The 23,471-nt window shown below is 70.2% G+C and carries 24 protein-coding genes and 4 pseudogenes; 16 read left to right on the forward strand and 12 right to left on the reverse strand.

Features of this window, described 5'->3' with window-relative positions:
• Nucleotides 1-9: 9 nt before the first annotated feature.
• The 4 genes and pseudogenes from ACIRR9_RS37230 to ACIRR9_RS37245 all read left to right on the forward strand — a co-directional run bounded on the left by ACIRR9_RS37230 (nt 10) and on the right by ACIRR9_RS37245 (nt 3,472).
• The gene (locus ACIRR9_RS37230) at nt 10-900 is read left to right on the forward strand and encodes a LysR family transcriptional regulator (protein ID WP_403761330.1); all 891 of its coding nucleotides are present in this window, start codon (nt 10-12) and stop codon (nt 898-900) included.
• 135 nt (nt 901-1,035) lie between these two features.
• Nucleotides 1,036-1,233 (forward strand): annotated as a pseudogene (locus tag ACIRR9_RS37235) (hypothetical protein); the annotation flags it as partial.
• Nucleotides 1,234-1,237: 4 nt separating this feature from the next.
• Nucleotides 1,238-1,402, forward strand: coding sequence for an acyl-CoA dehydrogenase family protein (locus tag ACIRR9_RS37240; protein WP_403761333.1), 165 nt, complete (start codon nt 1,238-1,240; stop codon nt 1,400-1,402).
• Between the two features lie 105 nt (nt 1,403-1,507).
• Complete coding sequence (locus tag ACIRR9_RS37245; RefSeq protein ID WP_403761336.1) at nt 1,508-3,472, forward strand: protein kinase; 1,965 nt, start codon at nt 1,508-1,510, stop codon at nt 3,470-3,472.
• Nucleotides 3,473-4,331: 859 nt separating this feature from the next.
• On the opposite strand, the gene ACIRR9_RS37250 is transcribed toward ACIRR9_RS37245, so the two are convergent.
• From ACIRR9_RS37250 to ACIRR9_RS37260, 3 genes are read right to left on the reverse strand one after another with little or no spacing between them, the layout of a single operon-like run.
• Entirely contained in the window at nt 4,332-4,574 is a 243-nt protein-coding gene (locus ACIRR9_RS37250) for a tautomerase family protein (protein ID WP_382726866.1), read from the reverse strand.
• 17 nt (nt 4,575-4,591) lie between these two features.
• Nucleotides 4,592-4,717 carry a hypothetical protein gene (locus tag ACIRR9_RS37255; protein ID WP_403761339.1) on the reverse strand — a complete coding sequence of 42 codons (126 nt, stop codon included), beginning with the start codon at nt 4,715-4,717 and terminating at the stop codon, nt 4,592-4,594.
• Between the two features lie 6 nt (nt 4,718-4,723).
• On the reverse strand, nt 4,724-5,314 hold the full coding sequence (locus tag ACIRR9_RS37260; protein ID WP_403761342.1) for a flavodoxin family protein: 591 nt from the start codon (nt 5,312-5,314) through the stop codon (nt 4,724-4,726).
• A gap of 161 nt (nt 5,315-5,475) precedes the next feature.
• On the opposite strand from ACIRR9_RS37260, the gene ACIRR9_RS37265 reads away from it, so the two are divergent.
• The 6 genes and pseudogenes from ACIRR9_RS37265 (at nt 5,476) to ACIRR9_RS37290 (ending at nt 10,589) form a co-directional block, all read left to right on the forward strand.
• Nucleotides 5,476-5,901, forward strand: a complete 426-nt coding sequence (locus ACIRR9_RS37265; protein WP_403761345.1) for a winged helix-turn-helix transcriptional regulator — start codon at nt 5,476-5,478, stop codon at nt 5,899-5,901.
• Nucleotides 5,902-6,292: 391 nt separating this feature from the next.
• Nucleotides 6,293-6,940 (forward strand): annotated as a pseudogene (locus ACIRR9_RS37270) (replication initiator); the annotation flags it as partial.
• Complete coding sequence (locus tag ACIRR9_RS37275) at nt 6,937-7,149, forward strand: excisionase family DNA-binding protein (protein ID WP_403761348.1); 213 nt, start codon at nt 6,937-6,939, stop codon at nt 7,147-7,149. The pseudogene ACIRR9_RS37270 and the gene ACIRR9_RS37275, both read left to right, overlap by 4 nt.
• The gene (locus ACIRR9_RS37280) at nt 7,149-8,327 is read left to right on the forward strand and encodes a tyrosine-type recombinase/integrase (protein WP_403761350.1); all 1,179 of its coding nucleotides are present in this window, start codon (nt 7,149-7,151) and stop codon (nt 8,325-8,327) included. Before ACIRR9_RS37275 ends, ACIRR9_RS37280 begins: the two co-directional genes overlap by 1 nt.
• 200 nt (nt 8,328-8,527) lie before the next feature.
• Nucleotides 8,528-9,439, forward strand: a complete 912-nt coding sequence (locus ACIRR9_RS37285; RefSeq protein WP_403761353.1) for a helix-turn-helix domain-containing protein — start codon at nt 8,528-8,530, stop codon at nt 9,437-9,439.
• Between the two features lie 184 nt (nt 9,440-9,623).
• Nucleotides 9,624-10,589: an SMP-30/gluconolactonase/LRE family protein gene (locus tag ACIRR9_RS37290; protein ID WP_403761356.1), complete on the forward strand. Its 966-nt coding sequence runs from the start codon at nt 9,624-9,626 to the stop codon at nt 10,587-10,589.
• A gap of 144 nt (nt 10,590-10,733) precedes the next feature.
• Here the strand turns inward: ACIRR9_RS37290 and ACIRR9_RS37295 are convergent, their stop codons facing one another.
• Together ACIRR9_RS37295 and ACIRR9_RS37300 are read right to left on the reverse strand one after the other, a co-directional pair.
• A complete protein-coding gene (locus tag ACIRR9_RS37295; RefSeq protein WP_403761359.1) occupies nt 10,734-11,147 on the reverse strand; it encodes a dihydroxy-acid dehydratase in 414 nt (137 codons plus the stop codon).
• Nucleotides 11,148-11,229: 82 nt separating this feature from the next.
• Nucleotides 11,230-11,745 (reverse strand): annotated as a pseudogene (locus ACIRR9_RS37300) (dihydroxy-acid dehydratase); the annotation flags it as partial.
• A 107-nt stretch (nt 11,746-11,852) separates the two neighbouring features.
• Here ACIRR9_RS37300 and ACIRR9_RS37305 point away from each other — a divergent pair.
• Nucleotides 11,853-12,116 (forward strand): hypothetical protein, encoded by a 264-nt coding sequence (locus ACIRR9_RS37305; protein WP_403761362.1) that lies wholly within the window; start codon nt 11,853-11,855, stop codon nt 12,114-12,116.
• A gap of 79 nt (nt 12,117-12,195) precedes the next feature.
• Here ACIRR9_RS37305 and ACIRR9_RS37310 read toward each other — a convergent pair.
• Both ACIRR9_RS37310 and ACIRR9_RS37315 read right to left on the reverse strand, forming a co-directional pair.
• Nucleotides 12,196-12,463 (reverse strand): annotated as a pseudogene (locus ACIRR9_RS37310) (Tn3 family transposase); the annotation flags it as partial.
• Between the two features lie 15 nt (nt 12,464-12,478).
• Complete coding sequence (locus tag ACIRR9_RS37315) at nt 12,479-13,282, reverse strand: SDR family NAD(P)-dependent oxidoreductase (RefSeq protein WP_403761364.1); 804 nt, start codon at nt 13,280-13,282, stop codon at nt 12,479-12,481.
• A 123-nt stretch (nt 13,283-13,405) separates the two neighbouring features.
• Between ACIRR9_RS37315 and ACIRR9_RS37320 the strand changes: the two genes are divergently transcribed.
• Nucleotides 13,406-14,314 carry a LysR family transcriptional regulator gene (locus ACIRR9_RS37320; RefSeq protein WP_403761367.1) on the forward strand — a complete coding sequence of 303 codons (909 nt, stop codon included), beginning with the start codon at nt 13,406-13,408 and terminating at the stop codon, nt 14,312-14,314.
• 3 nt (nt 14,315-14,317) lie between these two features.
• Here ACIRR9_RS37320 and ACIRR9_RS37325 read toward each other — a convergent pair whose 3' ends face one another.
• From ACIRR9_RS37325 to ACIRR9_RS37335, 3 genes are all read right to left on the reverse strand, one after another.
• Complete coding sequence (locus tag ACIRR9_RS37325; RefSeq protein WP_403761369.1) at nt 14,318-15,760, reverse strand: DMT family transporter; 1,443 nt, start codon at nt 15,758-15,760, stop codon at nt 14,318-14,320.
• A 165-nt stretch (nt 15,761-15,925) separates the two neighbouring features.
• A complete protein-coding gene (locus tag ACIRR9_RS37330) occupies nt 15,926-17,929 on the reverse strand; it encodes an ABC transporter permease (protein ID WP_403761372.1) in 2,004 nt (667 codons plus the stop codon).
• A complete protein-coding gene (locus ACIRR9_RS37335) occupies nt 17,926-18,690 on the reverse strand; it encodes an ABC transporter ATP-binding protein (protein ID WP_403761374.1) in 765 nt (254 codons plus the stop codon). Before ACIRR9_RS37335 ends, ACIRR9_RS37330 begins: the two co-directional genes overlap by 4 nt.
• Nucleotides 18,691-18,809: 119 nt before the next feature.
• On the opposite strand from ACIRR9_RS37335, the gene ACIRR9_RS37340 reads away from it, so the two are divergent.
• A complete protein-coding gene (locus ACIRR9_RS37340; RefSeq protein WP_403761377.1) occupies nt 18,810-20,066 on the forward strand; it encodes a sensor histidine kinase in 1,257 nt (418 codons plus the stop codon).
• Nucleotides 20,063-20,758, forward strand: coding sequence for a response regulator (locus ACIRR9_RS37345; protein WP_403761379.1), 696 nt, complete (start codon nt 20,063-20,065; stop codon nt 20,756-20,758). Before ACIRR9_RS37340 ends, ACIRR9_RS37345 begins: the two co-directional genes overlap by 4 nt.
• Before the next feature lie 58 nt (nt 20,759-20,816).
• Here the strand turns inward: ACIRR9_RS37345 and ACIRR9_RS37350 are convergent, their stop codons facing one another.
• A complete protein-coding gene (locus ACIRR9_RS37350; RefSeq protein ID WP_403761381.1) occupies nt 20,817-21,155 on the reverse strand; it encodes a DUF4333 domain-containing protein in 339 nt (112 codons plus the stop codon).
• A 450-nt stretch (nt 21,156-21,605) separates the two neighbouring features.
• On the opposite strand from ACIRR9_RS37350, the gene ACIRR9_RS37355 reads away from it, so the two are divergent.
• A complete protein-coding gene (locus tag ACIRR9_RS37355) occupies nt 21,606-22,178 on the forward strand; it encodes a SigE family RNA polymerase sigma factor (RefSeq protein ID WP_403761384.1) in 573 nt (190 codons plus the stop codon).
• 68 nt (nt 22,179-22,246) lie between these two features.
• Nucleotides 22,247-22,681 (forward strand): hypothetical protein, encoded by a 435-nt coding sequence (locus ACIRR9_RS37360; protein ID WP_403761387.1) that lies wholly within the window; start codon nt 22,247-22,249, stop codon nt 22,679-22,681.
• Between the two features lie 149 nt (nt 22,682-22,830).
• Here ACIRR9_RS37360 and ACIRR9_RS37365 read toward each other — a convergent pair.
• Nucleotides 22,831-23,471, reverse strand: a 641-nt coding sequence (locus ACIRR9_RS37365) for an IS3 family transposase (RefSeq protein ID WP_403761389.1), incomplete at its 5' end; no start/stop codon positions are given.

A 23,471-nucleotide genomic window follows, 5' to 3' on the forward strand; every position in this document is an offset into this window, starting at 1 on the left:
GGGTCGACAATGGAGCTACGGCAGATCAGGGCGTTCGTCGTCGTCGCGGACGAGGCCAGCTTCACCCGCGCGGCGGCCCGACTGAACAAAGTGCAGTCGGCGGTCTCGGCCTCAGTACGGAACCTGGAACGGCAGTTGGGGGTGGAGCTGTTCGAACGCACGACCCACCACGTGCAACTGACCGAAGCAGGCCGGCTGTTCCTGCCCGAAGCCAGGCGAACGCTCGCCGCCGCGCAGGAGGCCCAGCATGTGCTCGAACAGCTGCGCGGCGGACTGCGCGGCGAGGTCCGACTCGGCCTGATCCAGACCCCCCGGCACATCGCCGTCCATCCGGCCCTGCTCATCGCGGAGTTCCGCGCCAGGCACCCCGGCGTGACCGTGTCCGTGCAGGCCGCCGGCAGCGTCAGACACGCGGAAGACCTGCGCAAAAGACGCCTCGACGTCGCCTTCGTGATCCTCCCGCCCGAAGCCACGGCCGGACTCGACCTGCACGTCCTGGCGTCGGAGAAGATCCAGCTGCTGTGCCGCGCCGACCACCCTCTCGCCGAACGCGACCAGGTGGAACTGGTGGAGCTGGTGGACCAGCCGTTCATCGAGACCCCGACCACCTGGGGCAACCGCCTGGCGACCGACACGGCCTTCGCCCGCGCCGGACTCACCCGCAAGATCGCCTACGAGATCGGCGACGCGGCCGGCCTGGCCTCCCTCGTCAAACACGGACTCGGAATAGCCCTCGGCCCGATGTCGTTCATCACCGAGGACGAGATCCGGGCGGTCCCCCTCGCTTCCGACGCGCCCAGCCTCGCGCTGTCGCTGGCCGTGCCCGCAGGACATGACGTGAGCGCACCCGCCAAGGCCCTGCTCCAAACGGCCCGGGAGTTGTCCGAGCCCACGGCGTAAGGTCCCGCGGCGGGGGCAGTGAGCTCCTTCGAGTCGGCCACCGATCAGGTGACGCTCCACAGACCGCAACGAGCGAGGCCCCGGGGCTGCTGATCGAGATACCTGACGTCTCAACCGCGCTGCCCGGGGGCCTCGTTGCCCAGCAATCCTTCCGCACTCGACCTGCCGCATGCGCTCGTGAAGTGGGTGACCATGCTCATCGTCACCCGTGAGGGCGACCGGGTCGGCGACGGACGGGCCGACTACTCGCACCAGCACCGCCGGCACGGGGTGAACGTACAGGTCGTCACCGATCCCGACAGCCGCCTGTGGCTCGCCCGCCCTGCCGGACCGGAAAGTGGACCGCGCGGTGCAGATCCACGGCGACGCGGGCTGTCTGTGCGGGGTGGCTGTGGAGCGCTGCTACCGTGACGCTCGGCCGTTCCACGTCTACGAGGGCACCGGCCAGATCCAGCAGGTGATCATCGCCAAGGCGTCGCCGGGTGAGTCGGCACGAGGTTGAATCGAACATCAACTCGCCTTTTCCACAAGGCCGTTGCGATACTCTCACGCTGCCAGACATCAGTCGCCACACGTCGCACATGTCACGCGAAAGTCCGGGATTCCCATGTCTGTCCCCCAATTCAGCCGGTCCAACGCGCTCGCCTACGCGGCGGCCGGTATGGAACCTCCGCCGCCGGTACCGCTCAGGAAGAACGACCCCGTCCGGGTCGGCCCGTACGTCCTGATGTCGGTGCTCGGCAGCGGGGGGATGGGCCGGGTCTATCTGGGCCAGGACACCACCGGCGGGTCGGGCCTGGCCGCCGTCAAGGTGATCCGCCCCGAATACGCGGAGGACCCCCAGTTCCGCAAGCGCTTCGAACGCGAGGTCGGAGCGCTGGACCGCGTCCAGGGAGCGCACATCGTACGGCTGCTCGGCAGCGGCTGCGACGAGGACCTGGTGTGGGTGGCCACCGAGTACGTCCCCGGGCCCACCCTTGCCGAAGTCGTCGACGCGCGGGGACCGATCGACGCGCCGGCCGCCTGGCGACTGCTGGCCGACCTGGGGCGCGCGGTCGAAGCCATCTGGCGCGCGGGGATCGTCCACCGCGACCTCAAGCCGTCCAATGTGATCCTGGCCGCCGACGGCGCCCGCGTCATCGACTTCGGTGTCGTCCAAGCCACCGACGGCACCTCGATCACCGTTACCGGCCAGAACGTGGGAACGCCCGCCTTCATGTCCCCGGAGCAGGTCAGGGGCAAGGAGGTGACCGCCGCCTCCGACGTCTTCGCGCTGGCCTCCGCCCTCGCCTACGCCGTCACGGGACAGGCACCGTTCGGCGACGGCACCGGTGTCGACATCCTGCACCGGGTCGCCTTCGAACCGCCGAAGAAACAGGTCCTCGACAAGGTCGCGGCCGTCGACACGGAACTGGCCGCGTTCATCCACACCTGTCTGAACAAGGAACCCGAAGCCCGCCCGTCACCGGAGACGGTGTTCCGGACCGCCATCGGCCACCAGCTGCCCGCGCCGACCGGGCGGCCACCACGGCCCGCGCCGCAGAGGGCACCCCTTCGCGACAACCGCCCCGCCGCCTCCGCGCCGCCCGTGGACCCGCCCCCCGACTCCGTCACACCCGCCACTCCTGCCACGCCCGCTCCGAGGAAGCGCAGGAGGCTCATCGTGGGGGCGGCTGCCGCGGCGGGTGTGGTGGCAGCCGCGGCCGTCACCGCGGCGCTGTTGTCGCAGGGCCACTCCAGCGCGACAACCGACCACGGACCCGGCGTGTCGGCGATCGCGACGGACAACTCAGCCTCCGCGCCCGGCAGTTCACAGACAGAGACACCGACCTCCAGCCCGTCGAAGACGGACCAGACGGTCAAGAAGTCGCCAAGCAAGGCGGCCACGAAGGACTCCACCGGGCAGGAATCCGGGACAGCGGACCTCCGCACCGCCGCATGCCCCGCCGAGCTCGCGTCGGGCGCCACCGGCGCCTGCGTCAAGGCCCTGCAGCTTCTCCTGGCCGACCACGGTCTCTATGTCCCGGTCGACGGGGAGTTCGGCGCGGCCACCGTCGCCGCGGTTGAGGCATTCCAGACCGAGGTCGGCCTCACCGCCGACGGAAAGGTCGACGCGCAGACCAAGAAACTCCTGTACGGCCTACCCCGCGGGGTCGTCCAGGCCGGCTCGGTCACGGTGACGGAGAGCGTCAACGCCACCCCGGTCGCGCGGTGCCTCGAGAGCCGCGGGTCGAACGCCCAGGTGTGGGGGTGCAATGCCACGGCCGCTCAGGAATGGGCGCTGTATCGCGTGGCCGGCCAGGACTCCCAGTACCTCGTCGTCAATCGTGGCAGCCATCTCTGTCTGGACGCCGACGCCGGCACGATCGGCCAGAACGGTCAGAAGGTCCAGGCCAGGAGCTGCGACGGACTCAGTGCCCAGCGATGGCGGCTCGGCAGCGGCGGGACGCTCGTCAGCATCCCGGACGGCCTCTGCCTCGACGCCGATGCCCCCGCCTCAGGACAGGACGGCCAGCCGGTACAGGGCTGGGGATGCGCGGGCAGCGTCAACCAGGTGTGGAACTGGTCCTGAGAGCCCGCCGCCGAAGGGTGGGCACGGAGTCTCCACTGCCCCACAACCGCGTCATGGCGCAGGCACGCCCGCCCGCGTGGATCGTGATGGGGGATCGAAGAAAGCCATCGCCCAAGACGGCTACGGTACCGCCGACTTCTCGGAGTCACGACGAGAGATCGAGTGCCTGAGCCCCGCGACGACGAAGTGCTCCTGCGGGTGCACGCGGCGGGCGTCGACCCGAGTGTCTGGCACCTCATGACCGGCCTGCCCTATCTGGCCCGCCTCGGCTTCGGACTCCGCAAGCCCAGGACCCCGCTACGGGGCTGCAATGGCGCTGGGCGCAAAGGTGACCCGCTTCAAGCGCGGCGACGAGGTCTTCGGCACCTGCGACAGCTCCTTTGCCAAATACACGCGCGCCAAGGCCGACCGGATCGTAGCCCGCCGGCCCCACCTTCGCCCAGGCCGCCGTCCCGCCCACCTCCAGCCTCACCGCCGCGACTACAGCTACCCGAGTGGCGCTTCGGGACACCTGAGGCGCCCCCCAAAGTGCCGACATGCCCGTGCGTCGGCCTCTCCGAGAGCCTCGGACGTAGGTACGCCCAGGGGCATACAGGAGAAGAGACGGGGTCCTGCCCGACCGTGTCAGCCATAGATCCGAAGGAGGAAGAACATGCCCGCGGGTCTCGATGCACCCGCGGGGGACTTCCCGTAGAAGCGTTGCGCATGCGGGGTGTCCGGGGCGGCCTCCAGAGATCGTCGCCGCGAACGAATGTCGGCGGCGGATCCGAGCGCGAACATGCCGGCCCCGACGCACGGTCCGTTCAGGCAAGGCGAGATCGCCGCCGCGCCCGAAGCGAACCGGCTCACCTCCTCAGCCCTACACCTCACCACCCGACCCGTCCGACCCGCCCCCGCCGCCACCCTGCAGCGCAGCGAGCGTCAGCACCTGGTCGCCGATACCCCAGCCGCCGTCGGCGACCTCCTCGACCAGCACCATGGTGGTGGCGCGGGCGCGTTCGCCGAAGATCTCCACGTAGAGCTCTGTTGTGCGGTGGATGATCTTCTCCTTCTGTTCGGGGGCGAGGGTGCCGGCGGGGACCTTGAAGTTTGCGAATGGCATGTCTGGTTCCGTTCTTGTCAGCGGCTGGCGTGCCGGGGGTGCAGGTCGGCGATTCCGATGCGGCCTGCGAAGCCGTGGGCGACGGTGATCGCCGGGACGGACGTCGTCAGGTCCGCGCGGCGCAGGACCCAGGCGGGCCGCACCCGCCGTCAGGCGGCCAGTGCGGTGCGGCCTGCCACGTAGACCTGGGCGACCTCGGAGACGCGCTTGCCCAATTCCCTGGCGGTGGCGACGTCCGCCTTGTGTACGCCCTCGGTGCCCTGGTCATTGTTGCTTTGGGCGCCGGCGCCCAGGAAGAAACCCAGCCGGTTGAGGTCGTTCTCCGACCCCGTTGAGGAGTTCCAGCCGGGCAGCAGGCCCAGGGCGACCCAGTGCATGCCGTGCTGTGCGGCGAGGACCGTGAAGTTCTGGAGGACGTTGAGCTTGTCACCGCTCTTCGAGGCCGAGTTGGTGAAGCCGGCCGCGATCTTGTCCTTCCACTGCTGGGTGATCATCCGCTTTGCGGTCTTCTCGGCGAAGGCCTGGAAGACGGCGGAGGCGGTACCCATGTAGGTGGGCGAGCCGAAGATGATCGCGTCCGAGCCGTCGAGGAGGCTCCACTGCTCGTCGGAGATCTGCTCGAGGTCGATCAGGTGAACAGTGGCGCCCTCGGCGGCCGCGCCGTCGCGGACGCCCTCGGCGATGACTGCGGTGTGGCCGAAGCCGGAGTGGTAGGCGATGGAGATGACAGGTGTGGTCACGATCACTTTCCCCTTAAACAGATACGTGTAGATGCGTGCTGGTCGATGCATGTCACCCCGGGTACGGGAGGCGCCGGGGTGAGCCGATACCCACAAGCGAAGCACGTTCTTTTAGATAGCGCAATCTAAAAGTAAGTGCTAACTGTTGGTACGCTTTGTGGATGCACAGTGACGGAACGGCACAGGAGCACACCGAGGCAGGTAGCGAGCGACCCTTCGACGTCTTTGTTCGCACGTGTCCCTCGCGGCCGGCGCTGGAGCACGTCACAGGCAAGTGGGGCAGCCTGACGCTCAGCGCGCTCAGCTCGGGCACGCTGCGCTTCAACGAAGTGCGACGGCGCGTCGACGGCATCAGCGAGAAGATGTTGTCGCAGACCCTGCGCGCCTTGGAGCGCGACGGCCTGGTGCACCGCTCGGCGCAGCCCGGGAACCCTCCGTGGGTGGACTACACACTCACCGAACTGGGCGAGGTGACCGCGGCACGCCTGCTGGACCTGATCGACCTGGTCCAACGCCAGATGCCCGAGGTGCTCGCCGCCCGGAATCGCTACGACACGACACAGGACGCACAGAACCACCGCCCGTAGTCGCCGCCGGACCCGACCCTACGACTCAGCCGCCCAGGGGACGCCGTGCCGGTGGATGTCACCCGATGCGACGAAGGAAGCAGGGCTTCCCGCTCCGGGCGTCGCGTGCGGACCGTGCTCGGCCTGCTCGTTATCCGGATCCACAAAGTGGTCATCACTCGGTGGACCGTGCCATCCCCGGTGCCGGCCTTGCCGGGGGCGTACTCGACGACGCATCGCCAGCACCGAGTTACGTCGCTCGGCGGGAAAGGCTTCCTGGCACGCCCCGCACCTCGTCTCTCTGTCATCCCGTCTGCCGTCGTCCCACACGCAGTGGTATCGGGCGGGGCTGATACGGCTTTGCCTGGGACGACAGCAGACGGGATGACAAACCCCCACCCGAACCAACCTAGGCCCGACAGACGGCGACACCCCGCCCCCGGCATGGGCCACCTCCGGACTGCTCACCGACGTCATCGAGGCCGCTGCGACCAAGGTCCGCGTCGACGGCCCGTCCCTAGACGGCCGCACTCACTCCTTCACCTTCGGCCGCCAACTCGACGTCCGCACCATCCGATCCGCCGACTTCAACGACGGCCAGGAACTCACCGAACGCGCCGTCGCCGCCCACATCGCCAAGTACGCCGCCAAGGGCGCCGAGACCGCCACGGGCGCCCTCGACCGGCCGCTGAAGTTCGCCGCCGAACTCGCCCAGCTCGACATCAGCGACCACGCCCGCCGCCTCATCCGAACCGCCTGGACCCTCGGCGCACGCAAAGACCTCGAACACCTCCGCCTACGCGCCTGGGCCCACATGCTCGGCTTCCGCGGCCACTTCTCCACCAAATCCCGTCGCTACTCCACGACTCTCGGCGCCCTCCGCGACGCCCGCGCCGAATGGCGCCGAGCCCAAGCGGCAACTGCCAACAGCCCTCGCCCGGACACGACGTACGTCCTCGCTCACTGGGTCTTCTCCGGCACCGGCCTCAGCGCCGCCGAGACCTGGCTCGCCGCATCCCGCGAACCTGCCCCCGGCACGGAAGGAGAGCCCACCGCATGAGCGACCGCTACCTGTCCCTCGACCAGGTCGCCGAGCTGCTCGGCACGACCGCGCGCTTCCCCCGGCGGCTGATCGAGGAACGGCGCATCCGGTACGCGAAGGCCGGCCGACACGTACGCATCCCCGAGAGCGCGGTCAACGAGTACACCGGTGCCCGGACCGTCGAACCGATCCGGCTTCGCCGCACCGTCGTGCGGAGGGCTGCCTGATGGCCAACAAGAAGGGCAACCGCAGACGCTTCGGCGCGGTCCGTCAGTACCGTTCCGGCCGCTGGACGGCTTCCTACCTCGGGCCCGACAACGAACGCATCCGCGCGGACGAGACCTTCGAGACCAAGAAGGACGCGGAGATCTGGCTGTCCCAGGTGGAGGCGGATCTCACCCGTGGCGACTGGCGGGCCCCCGACGCGGGAGCGGTCAACTTCCGTACATACGCCAGGAAGTGGGTCGAAGAGCGGGAACTGTCCGTCCGTACCGTGGACTTGCACGAAGACCTCCTGAGGGTCCACATCTTCCCCGCCTTCGCCGCCCTCGACCTGGACGAGATCACCGCTCCTCGCGTCCGTGAGTGGCGCACTGAGCGGCTGCGGGCGACCGGTGCAAAGACGACCGTCGCCAAGGCGTACCGGCTCGTCAAAGCCATCATGGAAACCGACGTCGACGACGAGCTGATCAGCCGCAACCCGTGCCGGATCAAGGGCGCGGGCAAGGAGTCGGCCGCCGAACGTCGTATCGCCACCGTCGCCCAGGTCGACGCCCTCGCCGACGCGATCGGGATTCGCTGGCGCCTCATGGTCTACCTCGGCGCGTACGGTCCGATGCGGCCCGAGGAACTCGCCGGCCTCCGCCGCCGGGACGTCGACCACGACAACCTGCTGATCCGCGTCCGCGTCGCCGAGCCCGAGCGGACCAACGGCAAGCGGGCTCCCGGCGAGACCAAGACCGATGCGGGTGTCCGTACGGTCGTCCTCCCGGCCTTCCTCCACAAGGATCTGAGGCAGCACCTCGACTGGTACGCCGAGAAGGGGCCCGACGGTCTTCTCCTCGCCGGCGAGGAGGGAGCGGCCTTCCGACGCTCGTCCTTCGGCCGGAAGTGGCGGCGGGCCCGCGAGGTCGTCGGGCTTCCGGACGGCTTCCGGTTCTACGACCTTCGTCACACCGGACACACCCTCTCGACGCGGTCCGGCGCCACGCTCAAGGACACCATGGTCCGCGCCGGCCAGTCCTCCGAGAAGGCCGCGATGATCTACCAGCATTCCGACGACGAGCGGCAACGGGAGGTCGCCGCAGGGCTGGACGGCATGGTGCGCTCCGAGCGTGCGAAGCACCACAAGGAGCACCACCAAGACGGCCGCCCGCACCACACGCAGGAGTCATCAGCGGGCTAATGGTGCGCTAGTGGTGCGGCAACCGCCCACCGGTCCAGACAACAAAGAACCCCCCGGTCATCGACCTGGAGGTTTCTGCTGGAGCGGGTGACGAGAATCGAACTCGCGCTCTCAGCTTGGGAAGCGACGGACCAGACCCGCCGTTGCCTATCCACAGCTGGGTCAGGCTCGGTCTCGCGGGGCGGCCCATACTCGGAGCCATGGACGGAAAGACGCAGCTCGGAGACTTCCTGCAGACGCGGCGCTCCCAGCTGCGCCCGGAGGACATCGGGGTGCCCACCTACGGGGAGCGCCGGCGGGTGCCGGGGCTTCGACGCGAGGAGCTTGCGCTGCTGGCGGGGGTGAGTACCTCCTACTACACGCGGCTGGAGCAGGGACAGTCGCTCAGCGCGTCGCCCGAGGTTCTGGATGCGATCGCCGGGGCTCTTCGGCTGGACGAGTCCGAGCGGCCGTACCTGCACGACCTCGCCCGAGTCGACAGGCAACGCACCCGGGGCCGACGGCCGGCGCCGGAACGGGTACCGGAGTCGACATGCCAGTTCCTCGGCGTGCTGGGCGACGTTCCCGCGATCGTGCTCGGCCGGCGTAGCGACGTGCTGGCGTGGAACCGTCTGGGCCATGCGCTGTTCGCCGGGCATCTGGACTTCGATGCCCCTGGACGGCCGACGCAGCGTCCCAACATGGCCCGGCTGGTCTTCCTCGACGGCCATGTCCGTGACCTGTACGCGGACTGGCCGAGCAAGGCCAGGGCCGTGGTCGGCAATCTGCGCCTGGTGGCGGCCCAGTACCCGGAGGACGCGGCACTGCACGCGCTCCTGGGCGAACTGTGCGCGAAAAGTGCCGAGTTCGCCTTGATGTGGGCCGACCACCGGGTCAAAGCCTGCACCGTCGCCGACTACGAGATGCACCATCCGCTGGTCGGGCCGCTGACCGTCATCCAGCAGACCATGAGCAGCGGGCAGGGCCCCGCCGTCGTGGTCGCCACCACCGAGGCGTGCTCGCCTTCCCGGGCCGCTCTCGCCCTGCTCGCTCAAGCCACCGGCGAGGCCACCGTGCGGACCGACCTGTCCTCCGACGCTGTGCAGCCACGGCCCAGCACCGACAGGAGCTGACACCCACGCCGTCACCGGGCGTTGCGTCGACAAGCCGGCGCCCGTCCGCTCCCCGGCCTTGACCCGCCTTACCTCAAGGCTCCCGCGGGACACCACCCCGCAGGCACAACCCACGTACCCCAGCTCATGCGTCGGCGTGTCGCTGCCGCATGCCTGAAAACGAACCGAAGACGAGAAAGAAGCCATGTTCAAGAAGCTCTCCATATCCGCTGCGGCGGTCGGCGCTCTGGTCGCGGCCACTGCGACAGTGCTCAGCCCCGCTCCCGCCTCCGCCGCCTCCGCGCCGCTGAGCGATGCGCGGATCGCCGCGCACTTCGACCTGGCCCAGGGCCAGACGCCGGAGAACGTCGCCCTGGCCCCGGGCGGCCGCGCGTACGTCACCTTCGCCAAGGCCCGCCAGATCGCCGAGGTCTCCCCGGCCGGCACCGTCCGGATCCTGGCCACCCTGCCCGAACCCGCCGACGGCGGCGTCCACACCCCCGCTCTGGGCTTCCCGCTGACCGTCGGCCTCACCCGGGCCCACGACGGAACCCTGTACTTCCTGTACGCCACCGGCACCGCCGATCTCACCGGCGTATGGAGGATGCGCCCCGGCGGCCGACCCGAGCGGATCGCCGCGCTGCCGGCGGACGGCCTGCCCAACGGACTGGCCCTGGACGCGCGCACCCACACCCTCTACGTCGCCGACTCCGTACTCGGCACCATCTGGAAGGTACCCACCACCGGCGGCACCGCGACCGCCTGGTCCACCGCCCCCGAACTCGCCTCCAACGGCTTTCTCGGCGCCAACGGACTGAAGGTCCACAACGACGCGGTCTGGGCCACCAACCTCGACCGGGGCACCGTCCTGCGCATCCCCGTCCTGAGGGGCGGACGCGCAGGCCAGGCGCAGACCTGGGCCGACGGTATGCCGGGAATCGACGACTTCGCCTTCACCGGCCGCGGCGACCAGCTCCTCGCAGCCCTGGACGGGGCGAACGAGGTCGCAGTCGTCCAGGGCGACGGCAGCCACTCCACCGTGCTGAGCTCGGCGGACGGTCTGCAGAACCCCACGTCCATCGCCCTGCGCGGCGACACCGTATACGTGCTGAGCGCCGCCTGGAACACCGCCAAGGACCCCAACCTGGTGCTCGCCCGCCTGGCCAGGTAGGGCAGCAGTACCAGGAGAGCCCGGGTGGACTGCGTGTCAGTGCGCCAGCGGCACCGACACGCAGTCCATCGCCGGTCCGGTACGACGAGTTCGCCCACGTGCTCCCGCTCGGGGCACGGAGCGGACCGGGCCAGGGAGTCTTGGTCAGCGTTCGGCTCCTCGGGGGTGCGGACCGGCCTGCACAGGGTGGCGGGGGCGGCGCAGTACAGCCCCTTGCTGGATGGGACCCACGAGCGCGGCGTACTGGCCGAGCCAGCCTCGTTCGGCCTGGGGGTCGCCAGCGGTGACCGGAGCTCCGATTCGCGGAGTGTCGGTGTCGAGCAGCCGTGCGTCGAGGTCGACGGAGATCCGGTCGCCGTCCCGCACGCCGGCGAGCGGTCCGCCGTCCGCCACCTCGGGCATGACCCGACCGACGACCAGTCCGTGGTTGAGGCCGGAGAGCTCGCCGTCGGCGGCGACCTGCCCGCCCAGCCCGGCGCCGTTGAGGACTGCCACGAAACTGGCCGCGAACACGGTGCCCGGGCCACCGCGCGGCCCCATGCCGCGCAGCACGATCACGTCGCCGGGACAGAGCGGACTCGCCCAGGGCGGCGATCGCCTTGTCCTCCCCGGCGAAGACGCGGGCCGGTCCCGAGAACTGCCTGCGGGCGGTGCCGACTCCGGCCACCTTGACGATGGCGCCGTCGGGCGCGAGGGTGCCCCGCAGGACCAGCAGACCGGGCTTCGGGTTCACCGGGTCCGCGAGGGGACGCAGCACCTCTCCGTCCGGGGCGGGTGCCTGTTCGGCGAGGTCGGCCGCCGTATGCCCGGAGACGGTCAGGGCGGCACCGTTCAGGCGGGGAAGCAGCGCCCGCAGGGCGGCCTGTGCACCGCCGACCCGTTCCAGGTCCCAGACCTGGTGCGTGCCGCTGGGCCTGATAGCCGCCAGCTGGACCGCGTCCCTGCCCTTCCGCTCGAACATCGCCACGACGTCCAGGTCGAGGTCCGCCTCCTGCGCCACCGCCGTCAGATGGCGGATGCAGTTGACCGGGCCGCCCAGAGCGAGGGCGACCTCGACCGCGTTCTCGATCGCCTCGGCGGTCAGAAGGCGCCGGGCCGTCGTCGAGGTGGGCGATAGAGACGTTCGGAGAAGTCCCGGCCAGCTCCGACCGGCCACTGGTCATCGCCTGCGGCCTGGCCGGTCTCCCGCCCGGCGAGGTCGCGACGGAAGACGACGTACCCGACCCGTCCCTGCCCGGCGGAGGGCGCGCCCTCGCGGCACAGGTGGCACTCGCCCTCGCGGACCGGGGAGTGCGCTCCTCCTGCGTGCGCCTCCCGCCGACGGTGCATGGTGACGGCGACCACGGCTTCGTCGCGAGCCTGGTCGGCATCGCCCGCAAGCACGGCACCTCCGGCTACGTCGGCGACGGCACCAACCACTGGCCCGCCGTGCACCGGCTGGACGCCGCGCGCCTGTTCCGGCTCACGCTTGAGTTCGTCCAGCAGCCGGTCCTCGAACGTTACTGCCGCCGGCTGCCCGCTGGATGAGAAGGCGAGGAACACCTGCCCCATGCCGCCCTCACCAAGGTCGCGGTGCACCACCTTCGCGGCATGGATGTCGACGCGGGTTCGCCTTGTTGCGAGCCAGGTCCTCCAGCGGACCGTAGCCGCCGGTCTCCGCGCCGAGCATCTCGCCCGCCAGAACCGCTGGTCGTTCAGGTCCTTGAAGCGTGGCGAGAAGTTGTAGCCCAGCATCGTGAACAGCCCGAACACCATGCCGGAGTACAGGCGTTGTCGGTCACGACCATCTCCGGCTTCACTCCGGCGTCCAGGTTCAACAGCGCGTCCAGGATGTGCAGGGAGTCGCGCGGGGTGCCCGGCACGACCGCGCTGCCACGTAGGACACGGTCTTAACCGAACGCGGCCAGGGAGACCGGCTGCCACTGGCGCCAGGTGTTCAGACGCTCCTCGTAGAGACCGGCGACGTCGGTGAAGGACTTGCCGAGGAAGATCCTCAGCGGGGGCCGCTCCGCATCGACGATCCGAAGAATGGCGTCGCGGGTCGCGCGCGGGTCGCCGACCTCGAAATCCGGTGCGGTGGCCGCGCGGACTTCGGTGTAGTCCTGGTGTGGCTCACTGTGCCGTGCCCCGCGGGCCAGCCAGTCCGTGGCATAGGGACCGGGCTCGACGTTGGTGATGTGGATGCCGAAGGCTGCCACTTCCTGCGCCAGGGACTCCGACAGCCCTTCGAGAGCCCATTTGGAGGCGTGGTACGCGCCGATGCCGGGGAATGCGCGTACGCCTCCCTCGCTGGTCACCTGCAGGATCCTTCCCGATCGTTGCGACCGCATGAAGGGCAGCACGGCCTGCGTCACCCACACCGCACCGAAGAAGTTGGTCTCCATCTGAGCCCGCAGGTCGTCCTCGTTCACCTCCTCGACCATGCCGAAATGCCCGTACCCGGCATTGTTGACCGCGATGTCCAGCGAACCGAAATGCGAGTGGGCGAGTTGCACCGCCTCATGCACCGAGGCGCGGTCGGTGACGTCGAGCCGGACCGGCAGCACCGCATCCCCGTACCGCTCGGCCAAAGGGGTCAGCTGGGTGATGTCCCGAGCCGTCGCCGCGACGTGATCGCCGCGTTCGAGCGCCGCTTCCGCCCACTCGCGGCCGAACCCCCTCGCACTACCCGTGATGAACCACGTCTTCGCCATGACCGGTGCTCCCTGTGTGGCCTGCCTGCTGTTGCCACTCCATCGTGTTGCCGATCGAGACATTCCACCAGCGAAGGTCTTTCATAGAAGACATGCGATTCCAGAATGTGTCAGGGTGACGGCATGGCCGACTTCACGCTCACCGGTCTCCGCGTCGTCCAGGCGGTGGTCGACACCGGATCGTTCACCGCGGCGGCCGACGCACTCGGATACACCCAGTCAGCGGTGTCCCGTCAGGTGGCGGCGATGGAAGCAGCCGCGGGCGCACCGCTGTTCGTCCGTGGCGCCCGCGGGGTGGCCCCCTCCCCCGCGGGCATGCTCCTCGCCCGCCGAGCCACGACGGCGCTCAATGAGATCGACGCCGTCAGCACAGACCTCGCCGGACTTCGGGACCACGTCACCGGACGAGTCGCCATCGCGGCGTTCCCCTCGGCCGCCGCCGTGCTCGTCCCCAGGACACTGGCCCGCCTGGGAAACGACCACCCGGGTCTGATCGTCGAGTTCGGCGAGGCGTCCTCGCCCACGCAGCTTCGCCAACTCCGCGCTCACCGCATCGACGTCGCGGTGATCGGTGTGGGACCGGACCTGCCCGCCTACGATTTCGAGGGACTCCGCCGCGACCTGCTCCTCGACGGCGGCCTTCTGCTGGCCGTCCCGGCCGACCACCGGTTCGCCGGCCGCGGGACCATCCCGGTGACCGAGCTGAGGGACGAACCCTGGATCGTCGGCAAGGGTCTCCGTGACGACCCCCAGTTCGGTGCCTGGCCGACCCTCGACCACCCGCGGATCGCCTACGCCGCCCGCGAATGGCCCACTCGCCTCGGCCTTGTCGCCACCGGTCTCGGCATCGCCGTACTCCCCGAAGTCGCCGCGGCCGCGGTCCCCACCGGAGTCCGCACCGTCCGGGTCGACGACCCCGCCTGGCTCGGCCGAGCCGTCGTCGCCGTCACGGCCCGCGACCGCTCTCCCGAGGTGACGGCCACCGTGGGGGCGCTGCGGCACGAGGCCGCACAGCTTCGTGCGGCGCGATGACGCTCACTCGTGGCGGCAGTGAACGGTCTTGTGCAGCAGGTGCCTGTCCAGCGCGGTAAGCATCTCCGTGCTGTAGTACGGGTCCTGCCGGCCCATTGACCGTAGCTCCGCGGCCAGTTCGTCGATGACGTCGTCGTCCGTCACGCCGTGCCACTCCAGGTAGGCATGTTCGAGGCAGGTGCGTGTGCTGGGAAGATCCCTGCGCGCCGAAGAGGCGTGGAACCGGGCGGCGGTCAGCCACAGCCGGGCGGAGAGGGCGTGGTCCGCTGCGATACGGGCTACGACGGCGCGTACCTCGATCCAGTGCGTGGCCTCGGCGGACTTGGCGCCATGGATACGGACGGCCTCGTTCTCCAGCCTTCTCACGGTGGCCTCGACCGCCCTGAAGCGTCCCCCGTGGGCTTCATGCCAGAGGAAGGCGTGGATGTCGCCACCGGGTATGTGGTTCAGGGCGAGGAGCGGATGCTGTGGGAAAGCAACGAGGCCACGTACCTCGCCTGTGGTGTCCATGTCCGTGACGGTGCCCGTCGCCGGATCCGCGCGTCGTGCGTCCGCGACCACCACCGCGGTCACTCCCAGCATGATCATGAGCAGCCCCGGCCACGCCGTCGCGGCGGGCAGTTGGCCGAGCCACAGCCAGGCGATGAGTGCGGCCACAGGTGCCTCCAGCAGCAGCAATATGCTCACCGCCGTGGCCGGCGCCCGGCCGAGGACGAAATTGAGGGAGAACAGGCCGAGCAGCTGAGGAAAGATCAGCAGGCCCAGCACGGCGAGCCAGGTGCCGGCGTCGAAGGCGAACAGAGGCGTTCCGGTGACGAGGCAGAGGATCAGCAGCTCCACCGTGCACACCGAGGAGCACAGCACCGAGTACGCCATCGTGCTGACATCGGGGCGGGCCTGTTCGCTGAGCGCCGTGTAGCCGGCGAGTGCGATCGCGCCCGCGAGGGCGAGCGCGTCACCGACGACCGCTTCGGTGCCCGCCCGCCCGTCCATACCGCCGGCGATCGCCGCGCCCGCCACCGAGACGCCGAGGCCGGCCCAGGTCGCGCGCGGCAGCCGGTGGCCCTGCAGTGTCGAGATGAGGGCCTGCCAGACGGGCTGGGTGGCGACCAGGGCGGTCGCCATGGCGACGCTGGTCATCCGGGTGCTGGACATGAAGGTGGCGAAGTGCGCGGCCAGCGCCGTACCAGCGAGAGCGCCCAGGAGAGCGCCTCGGCGTTGCTCCTTGCGCACGAGGGAGCGCTCGCCACGGAAGACCTTCCCGAACTCGCGCCGGCGGATCAGCGCGACCACCGGTCCGAGGGTCAGGAGCCCCAACGCGTTACGGCCGAGCGCCAGCGCGAGCGCAGAGCCGGTGGCGAACGCGGTGAGCGGCGCGGTCGCGGAGAACGCGCCGACCGTCACCAGCACGGCGGTGACGGAGACGGCATCGAGCTTGGTGCGCATGGTGTGGGGGAACCTTCTTGCGACAAGGAATTCAAGGAGTTCATGCAGTTCACGGAGCTCATGGAGCTCATGGAGCTCATGGAGTCCGTGGAGCTCATGGAGTCCGTGGGTGACCGTCACAACCGGTCGGCGAGGTCGAGATCGAGGCCGGCGGCACGGCTCCGGCTAGTCCGGGCGCGGGCCCGCTTCTCCCGCGACCGTGCGCAGCAGCGGGCGGCTCGCCGCGCTCGCGCCGGCCAGACCCGCGAAGCCCAGCGCCAGGCAACCGGCGAGGAGCAGGGCGCTACGGCCGTCCAGGTGCGGGGCGCCCCCGGTGAGCGTCAGCGGCGCGGCGCAGAACAGCCCCGTGAGCACCGCGCCGCCCGAGAGCACGGCGGCCGGCAGCACCGACTCCGTACGCCTGGCCGTGTCCAGGACCCGCAACGGCGTGCCCGCGAGGTGCAGCAGGCCGTAGGTGCGGCGGCGGTCCAGGACGGAGGAGGCGGCCGTGATGGCCGTGGAGGCGATGGCGATGGCGAAGCTCGCACCGAGCACGGCCAGTGTCACGAGGTGGAAGTCGCGGTCGAACTGCCGCGACTGCCAGGCGACATCGGGACCGGTGACCGGGTACTGGCCGGGCGCCAGGCCGGTGAGCACACCGCGCGCCGCGTCCAGTCGGCCTGGGTCGGTGACGGTCGTGGTGACCTGGCGCTCGCCGTCTCCGCCCGCGCCGGTGGCGACCCAGTCGTCGTTCGCGCCGACGGTGGCGTGGATGCCCGCGCGTTCCAGGCGTGCGGTTGCCTGCTGCCGTACGGCGGCGACCCGCTCCTTCGGCACGGACAGCGCGAGCTGGTCCGCACTGCCCCACGGTGAGTCGCCGCCGAGGCTGAACAGCGCGAAGAAACCGGCCACGAAGGCCGCCAGGGTCAGCGCCGACACCGCACGCCACCCGGACTTGGGGTCGTCGAGCAGGCGGCGCCCAGCAAGGAGCGTCGCCGGTCGCCGCGCCGCCCCGGCGACGAGAGCGCCGAGTACCCCGACCACCCAGGGACCGATGACGGACAGTGCGGCGAAGACGGCTGCGCAGCAGTACACCACCGCGTCGATGTCCATCGACCTGCCCTTGGACAGCAGCCCGTAGCCGGCCAGCACGGCCACGAACAGCAGGGCGCGTACGGCCTTCAGACGGGGAGTGCGCGAGCGGCGTACGACGCCGAGCGGGCCCACGACCACCTGCCACAGCCCCGCCAGCGCGCTGGCCGCCACCATCAGCACCACGCCGGCGATTACGGCGAGCAGGACTCCCGTACCGACCCAGAGATCGGAGACGTACCAACTGCCGCCCGCCAGGGGGACCTCGGCCGCGAGCGGCAGCAGAACCCCATAGCCCAGCGCGCCCGCGACGGCCCCCGCCGTACCGGTCAGCGCCGCCTCGGCCACCGCGATACCCGCGATCCGGCCCGGCGCCGCGCCCAGCAGCCGCAGCGTGGCCAGCCGGGTGTCGCGACGGGAGACGGACAGCCGGGCCGAGGACGCACCGAGCACGAGCAGGGGCACGATCAGCAAGGCCGTGGCGATCTTCACCAGAGCCTGGTACTGCGCACCGAGGCCGTCCGCCGTGCGCTTCCCCGCGAAGTCCGCGACGGGCGTGGGCGTGACGATGTCCCCCGGACGGCGCGGATCCGTACCGCGCTGCACCGTCATCGCCGGGTCGTCGGCGCGATGCCCGACGACGGCCACCTTCTCGCCGGGCCTGACCAGCGCGGCGCGGCCGAGCGTGCCGGTGGTGTTCCTGCTGCCGGGCAGCCTGCCGAGCGCGGGCGACGTCCATACCTCGCCCGGTTTCGGAAAGTGCGGCATACCCGGAGGCGCGGGTGCCTCGCCGCTCCTGCCAGGCAGCGCCGCGACATCGACGACGGTCACGGGCTCACCGCCGATGAAGGTGGTGCCCACCGCCTCGACGGCCACCGCGCGCGAGAGCCCGGCCGTGACAGGGGTGCGCCAGTCGGCGTGCGCGGCGCGTGAGCCGAAGCCCAGGTTGGCGCCGACGCACAGGAGCAGCAGCGTGGTGCAGATCGCCGCGGCGGCGACGGACAGCCCGGCGCCGAGCCGGCCGAGCCGACCGCCGCCGCGGAGCAGCCGCCAGGTCAGTGTCCAGGTGGTGCGGTCCAGGGGCCTCGCAGTCCTCATCGCACGACTCCGCCGGTCACGGCGGACGTCACGTCGGCCGTTGCGCCGGTTCCGGCCGGGCCCGCGTCAGCCTCCGTGTCCCGTACGATCCGCCCGTCCCGCACCTGCACCGTACGGTCGCACCAGCGAGCCACCATCCGGTCGTGGGTGACCACGACCAACGCCGCGTTCTGCCTCCTGGTGACCTCCGTCAGCATCCGGATCACGTCCTGCCCGGTGCCTTGGTCGAGCGCGCCCGTCGGCTCGTCGGCGAAGACGACCTGGGCGCCCGCGACCAACGCCCGTGCGAGCGCCACCCGTTGGGCCTGCCCGCCGGACAGCTGGCCAGGACGGCTGTCCTCCTTGCCCTCCAGGCCCAGCGGCGCGAACCACTGGCGCGCGCGCCGCTCCGCCTCACGGCGCGCGGTACCGCCGAGCATCAGCGGGAGCGCCACGTTCTCCACGGCCGGCAGTTCGGGCAGCAACTGCCCGAACTGGAAGACGAACCCGAAGCGGGTACGGCGCAGCTCGCTGCGGTGCGGCTCACGCAACTGGTCGATGCGCTCGCCGTTCAGCAGCACCTGGCCGCTGTCCGGGCGCTCGATGTTCGCCAGGCAGTGCAGCAACGTCGACTTGCCGGACCCGGAGGGGCCCATCACGGCCAGCGACTCGCCCGCTCGCACGGCGATGTCCACACCGTCGAGCGCGTGGGTGGACCCGAAGGACTTGGACAGTCCGACGCCGCTCAACACGTACGGCGGAGAGGAGATGTTGTTGGTCATGTGCCCCAACTTCCGCCTCTGCGAGGTCCCTTCACCTCGGCCGACCGACCGGTTCGGTGCCGCCGCGTCGTCCTTTCGGCCGAGGCCGTACGACGGGGGCCGCCCCTACGCTCCGAGATGTGCCAGACGCGAGAGACACAGACGATCACACCCGGAACTCCCCGCTGCCCCACCGCACCGCCCTCACCGCACTGTGGGTGGTCATGGCGCTGTTGTGGGTGGTCGACGTGACCGGCGTCGCGTCCGACGCCGGACTCGAAGGCGGCAGCGCATGGTTCAGGCTTGCCCCGGGCCTCGTGGCGGCCGTCGTGCTGCTGTTGCCCGGCAGACGTCTCGCGACGGCCTGGGGCGCAGGTGCCGCGGTGCTCCTGTCCTGGACGGTGACGCTCGCCCTCTTCACGTCCGTGAAGCCGTGGCTGATCGCCGACTGGGGCCTGCTGGAGACGCTGTGCCTGCTGCTCCTGCTGGTGCGCACCATGAGAGACACACCGCAGCCCTGGCTTACCGCCATGCTGGGCACCGCACTCGCCTCCGCCGTGATCGCGGCCCCGATGCGGATGGACGACGAGAGCGGCAACGTCTACTTCTCGTTCCTCCTGATCTTCTTCACCGGCGGCGCCGTGGGAATCGGCTCCTACCTCCGCAGCCTCGACGACCGCAGAAGCCGCGCCGTCACCGACACACGCCAGAATGAACGCCTGGAACTCGCCCGCGAACTGCACGACTTCGTCGCCCACCACGTCACGGGCATCGTCGTCCAGGCCCAGGCGGCCCAAGCGATCCGCGAGATCGCGCCCGAGCAGGTGGAGCCGCTGCTGCGCGGTATCGAGAAGGCCGGGGGCGAGACCCTGCAGTCGATGCGCAAGCTGGTGCGCGTGCTGCGCGACGACACCACACGGCCGGTGCGGCCGGGGGAGCTGTACGCCGAACTGGGCGAACTGGTCGCCACGTTCTCCGAACGCGACACCCCCGCCACCCTCCAGGTCGCCGCCGAGGCCCGGCAGGCACGGCCGGCCCCCGAGGTGGAGACCTCCGTGCGCAACGTCGTACGCGAGGCGCTGACGAACGTACGCCGCCATGCGCCGGGATCACCGTCCGTCTCCGTACGAGTCGCCCTGTCGGACGACGACGGTGGCGAGGTCGACAGCGTGGCCGCCCGGCGGCTTCGGGTCGAGGTGCACAACGCACCGCCGGCCCGGCCGGCGACTCCGAACGCCGAACCTCTCGGCGGGCGCGGCGGCCTCGGCCTCATCGGACTGACCGAACGCGCCCAGGCGGTCGGCGGCACGCTCCACGCGAGCCGGGCCGAGGACGGCGGCTGGAGGCTGACGGCGGAATTCCCGGTGAGAGGGGCTGTGGCAGGATCCCCCGCATGACCAACGCCAGCGGATCAAGCGCATCAGGCGGATCGTCGATCCGGGTCCTGATCGCCGACGACCAGGAAATGGTGCGCACGGGCTTCCGGTTGATCCTCCAGACACAGCCCGGTGTCGAGGTCGTGGGCGAGGCGGCCGACGGCGCGGAGTGCGTGGAGCTGGCCCGGCGGCTGCGGCCCGACGTGTGCCTGGTCGACATCCGCATGCCGAAACTCGACGGGCTGGAAGTGACCCGGCTGCTCGCGGGCCCGAAGGCCGTCGATCCGCTGCGCGTGGTGGTCGTGACCACCTTCGACCAGGACGACTACGTCTACGGGGCGTTGAGCAACGGTGCCTGCGGGTTCCTGCTGAAGGACGCGGGTCCCGGACTGCTGGTGGAGGCCGTCCGCTCGGCGGCGCGCGGCGACGCGCTGATCTCCCCCTCCGTGACCGTACGGCTGCTGAAGCGGATCGGCGAACAGCGGACCGCCTCCACCGGCGAGGCGTCCTCGGGTCCGCTGACGGAACGGGAGTTGGATGTGGTCCGGCTGGTCGCCGAAGGACGGACCAACCAGGAGCTCTGCGACGAGCTCTGCGTCTCGCTCTCCACCGTCAAGTCCCATCTGACCAACATCCAGGTCAAGTTGGAGCTGCGGAACCGCGTGGAGATCGCGGCCTGGGCATGGCGCTGCGGCGTGGTCGGCGACCGCTGAACCAGTCGCCGACCACGCCGTCCGGTCTCCGACTTCCCCTCGCTTCTCCCTACTTCGACTACTTCGCCAGTCCGTAGTCGAAGCTCACCCGGTCGCCGTGCACTCCGGTCACGGAGATCAGCATCGTCTTGCTCTCGCCCTTGAAGACGGCGGTGCACCTCACGGTGTAGTCCATCTTCGCGTGCAGCCCGCTCGGGCAGCTCACGGACTGCGGGCCGTCCTGGACGAAGGGGATGCCGTAGTTCTCCTTGGCCAGCTTCTCGACCACCGTGCTCGGAACCGTGTGATCCGCTCCGCCCGCGGTGGCGACCGACGAGTTGTCGAAGACGTTCCACGCCGTCACCACGCCTGCCGCCAGCACGGCGGCCGCGGCCAGGGCTATGACGATGCGCTTCATGGGGTGCTCCTTCGATTCCCGTGACGGCCGGACCCTACCGGCTGTTCCCCTCAGAGATTCCTCTCCCGCGTGCTCAACTGCCTCGGCACAACGGCCGGTTGTGGCCATCGGGTCCCGGCCGAAAGGACGACGGCCGTATCGGCGAAGGCGAGGTCGGTCGCGGCCGTCACCGAGCGCGGTCGTCACCGAACCGCGGAGCCGGGGCGCCCCATCCGTGTTCGAGGAGGTCGCAGGCGGCGTCGACGGCCCGTTCGGGGTCGTCGGCGCGCTGGGCGAGGGCGGAGGTACCACGACCAGGACTTTCCCCTGCGCCCCAGGCGGGCGAACAGTTCCCGTAGCCCGGTCTCGGTGCACCCCGCCCCGCCCGCTGTGACCCAGCTCTCATCTCCCCCCGTGCAGCAGATGAAGGGGCTTCCCCGTTGAGGAGGCGTGACAGGAAGGGAGAAGCGTGTGGATCTGGCAACCGAGTGGAAGCTGGGCGTCGAGCACGGCGGGACCGAGTCGCTGGACATGGACTTTCCCGCTTTCGTCGCCGCCCGGTCCGCCGCCCTGTTCCGTGGCGCCCTCGTCTTGACGGGAAACCGCGAAGCCGCGGAAGACCTGCTCCAGGAAACCCTGGAACGGACCTGCCGCAAGTGGCGCACGATCGCCGCCAAGGACGCCCCCGACGCCTATGTGCGGCGGATCATGGTGAACCTGGCGAACGACCGCTGGCGAAGATTCCGCCGCACTACCCCGCACCCCGACAGCGGCGGCGACCGGGCCGCTCCGGGGGACGAGTACGGGCAGATAGACAGCAGGGACCAGCTCGTCCGCGCTCTTCAGCAGTTGCCGATGCGTATGCGCACGGTCGTGGTCCTGCGGTACTTCCACGATCTGTCGGACGCGGAGATCGCGGCCGATCTGAACATCTCGGCGAGTACCGTACGGTCCCAGCTCGCTCGTGGGATCGAGAAGCTGAGAAGCCAGTTTCCCGCGCTCTCCGGCCCTTCACCGCAGCGGCCCACGGAAGGAAACCGATGACTTCACACGATGCACGGCCTTCCGGCCGTACCGGTTACACATCCTTCGAAGAGGAACTGGTGAACGCCATGAACGAATTCGCGAACTCCGCCGACGCCCCGTCCGTCGACACCGTCGGCATCGTGCGCAAGACCCGCCGCAAGCGCGTCACGGCCATAGCGGGTCTCGCCGCCGCCCTGATCGTGGCCGCCGGCGGCACCGCCCTGGCCACCGCCGCCACCAACGGTTCCCACGCCGCGAAGCCCGCCGCCGCGACCACCGCGACCGGCAACGACGCCACCAACGTGCTGCTGAAGGGCAGCAAGATCCCGCTGGAGTTCGCGGGCCTCGACCTGGACTTCGCCAAGCAACTGCTGTTGAAGAGCCAGCTCAAGCTCGGCACGGTCAGCAAGGTGGACTGCGGCAAGAACGGCAAGCCGGGCTCGGTCCACTCGGTCGACCCGCACAGCCCGAAGACCGTGTCCATCGGCGCCACCATCAACCTGACCCTCTGCGCCGGCTGATCCAGGACACCCCGGCCGTTCTCGCTCCGGTCGTGGGAGATCTCCCACGACCGGAGCGGACACCGAACAGCCGCCCGAAGTCAGCGCACATCGGTGGCCAACGGCTTCGGTACGTCCTTCTCTGAACCGCTCCGGGTTCCATAGAGATCTCAGATGTTGGCTGTGACCTGGAGATTCGTGGTTGCTCGGTAGAAGTTGGCTTCGTATTCGACGGGTGGGATGTGCCCGATCTCACCGTGGAGTCGGCGGTGGTTGTACCAGTCGACCCATTCGGCAGTGGCGAGCTCGACGTGCGACAGCGTCTTCCGTGGCCGCTGCGGCTTGATGACCTCGGTCTTGAACAGGCCGATCGTCGACTCCGTGAGCGCGTTGTCGTAAGCGTCGCCGACGGACCCGATCGAGGCCGCGATCCGGGCCGGGTCCAGGTGTTCGGCGAGGCGAAATGATGTGTATGGCGACCCGGCATCGCAGTGGTGCACCAACTCGCCGGGGATGGGTGGACGACCGTCTCGGTCGCGCTGCCACAGGCCCATGTCCACGGCGTCCAGGACGAGTCGGGTCTGTTTCGACAGCGATGCGGACCAGCCGACGATGCGGCGGGAGAAGGTGTCCACGATGAAGGCGACATGGACAACGCCCGCCCAGGCAGCGATGTGCGTGAAGTCGGCGACCCAGGTCCGGTTCGGCGCCGGTGCGACGAACTCGCGGTCGAGCAGGTCCGGGGCCCTGGCCGCTGCCGGGTCCGGCATGGTCGTGATGACCTTCTTGCCGCGGACGGCGCCGGCGATGC

Origin of the sequence: Streptomyces sp. NPDC101234 (assembly GCF_044767525.1) — a bacterium.
GTDB classification, from domain to species: Bacteria; Actinomycetota; Actinomycetes; order Streptomycetales; family Streptomycetaceae; genus Streptomyces; species Streptomyces sasae.

Bases quoted from the DNA above. Each gene is read 5' to 3' on its own strand.
- ACIRR9_RS37275 (WP_403761348.1), top strand. From the start codon at position 6,937: ATGAGCGACCGCTACCTGTCCCTCGACCAGGTCGCCGAGCTGCTCGGC.
- ACIRR9_RS37245 (WP_403761336.1), top strand. From the start codon at position 1,508: ATGTCTGTCCCCCAATTCAGCCGGTCCAACGCGCTCGCCTACGCGGCG.
- ACIRR9_RS37320 (WP_403761367.1), top strand. From the start codon at position 13,406: ATGGCCGACTTCACGCTCACCGGTCTCCGCGTCGTCCAGGCGGTGGTC.
- ACIRR9_RS37290 (WP_403761356.1), top strand. From the start codon at position 9,624: ATGTTCAAGAAGCTCTCCATATCCGCTGCGGCGGTCGGCGCTCTGGTC.
- ACIRR9_RS37350 (WP_403761381.1), bottom strand. From the start codon at position 21,155: ATGAAGCGCATCGTCATAGCCCTGGCCGCGGCCGCCGTGCTGGCGGCA.
- ACIRR9_RS37325 (WP_403761369.1), bottom strand. From the start codon at position 15,760: ATGCGCACCAAGCTCGATGCCGTCTCCGTCACCGCCGTGCTGGTGACG.
- ACIRR9_RS37360 (WP_403761387.1), top strand. From the start codon at position 22,247: ATGAACGAATTCGCGAACTCCGCCGACGCCCCGTCCGTCGACACCGTC.
- ACIRR9_RS37345 (WP_403761379.1), top strand. From the start codon at position 20,063: ATGACCAACGCCAGCGGATCAAGCGCATCAGGCGGATCGTCGATCCGG.
- ACIRR9_RS37250 (WP_382726866.1), bottom strand. From the start codon at position 4,574: ATGCCATTCGCAAACTTCAAGGTCCCCGCCGGCACCCTCGCCCCCGAA.
- ACIRR9_RS37280 (WP_403761350.1), top strand. From the start codon at position 7,149: ATGGCCAACAAGAAGGGCAACCGCAGACGCTTCGGCGCGGTCCGTCAG.
- ACIRR9_RS37330 (WP_403761372.1), bottom strand. From the start codon at position 17,929: ATGAGGACTGCGAGGCCCCTGGACCGCACCACCTGGACACTGACCTGG.
- ACIRR9_RS37335 (WP_403761374.1), bottom strand. From the start codon at position 18,690: ATGACCAACAACATCTCCTCTCCGCCGTACGTGTTGAGCGGCGTCGGA.
- ACIRR9_RS37265 (WP_403761345.1), top strand. From the start codon at position 5,476: ATGCACAGTGACGGAACGGCACAGGAGCACACCGAGGCAGGTAGCGAG.
- ACIRR9_RS37315 (WP_403761364.1), bottom strand. From the start codon at position 13,282: ATGGCGAAGACGTGGTTCATCACGGGTAGTGCGAGGGGGTTCGGCCGC.
- ACIRR9_RS37285 (WP_403761353.1), top strand. From the start codon at position 8,528: ATGGACGGAAAGACGCAGCTCGGAGACTTCCTGCAGACGCGGCGCTCC.
- ACIRR9_RS37230 (WP_403761330.1), top strand. From the start codon at position 10: ATGGAGCTACGGCAGATCAGGGCGTTCGTCGTCGTCGCGGACGAGGCC.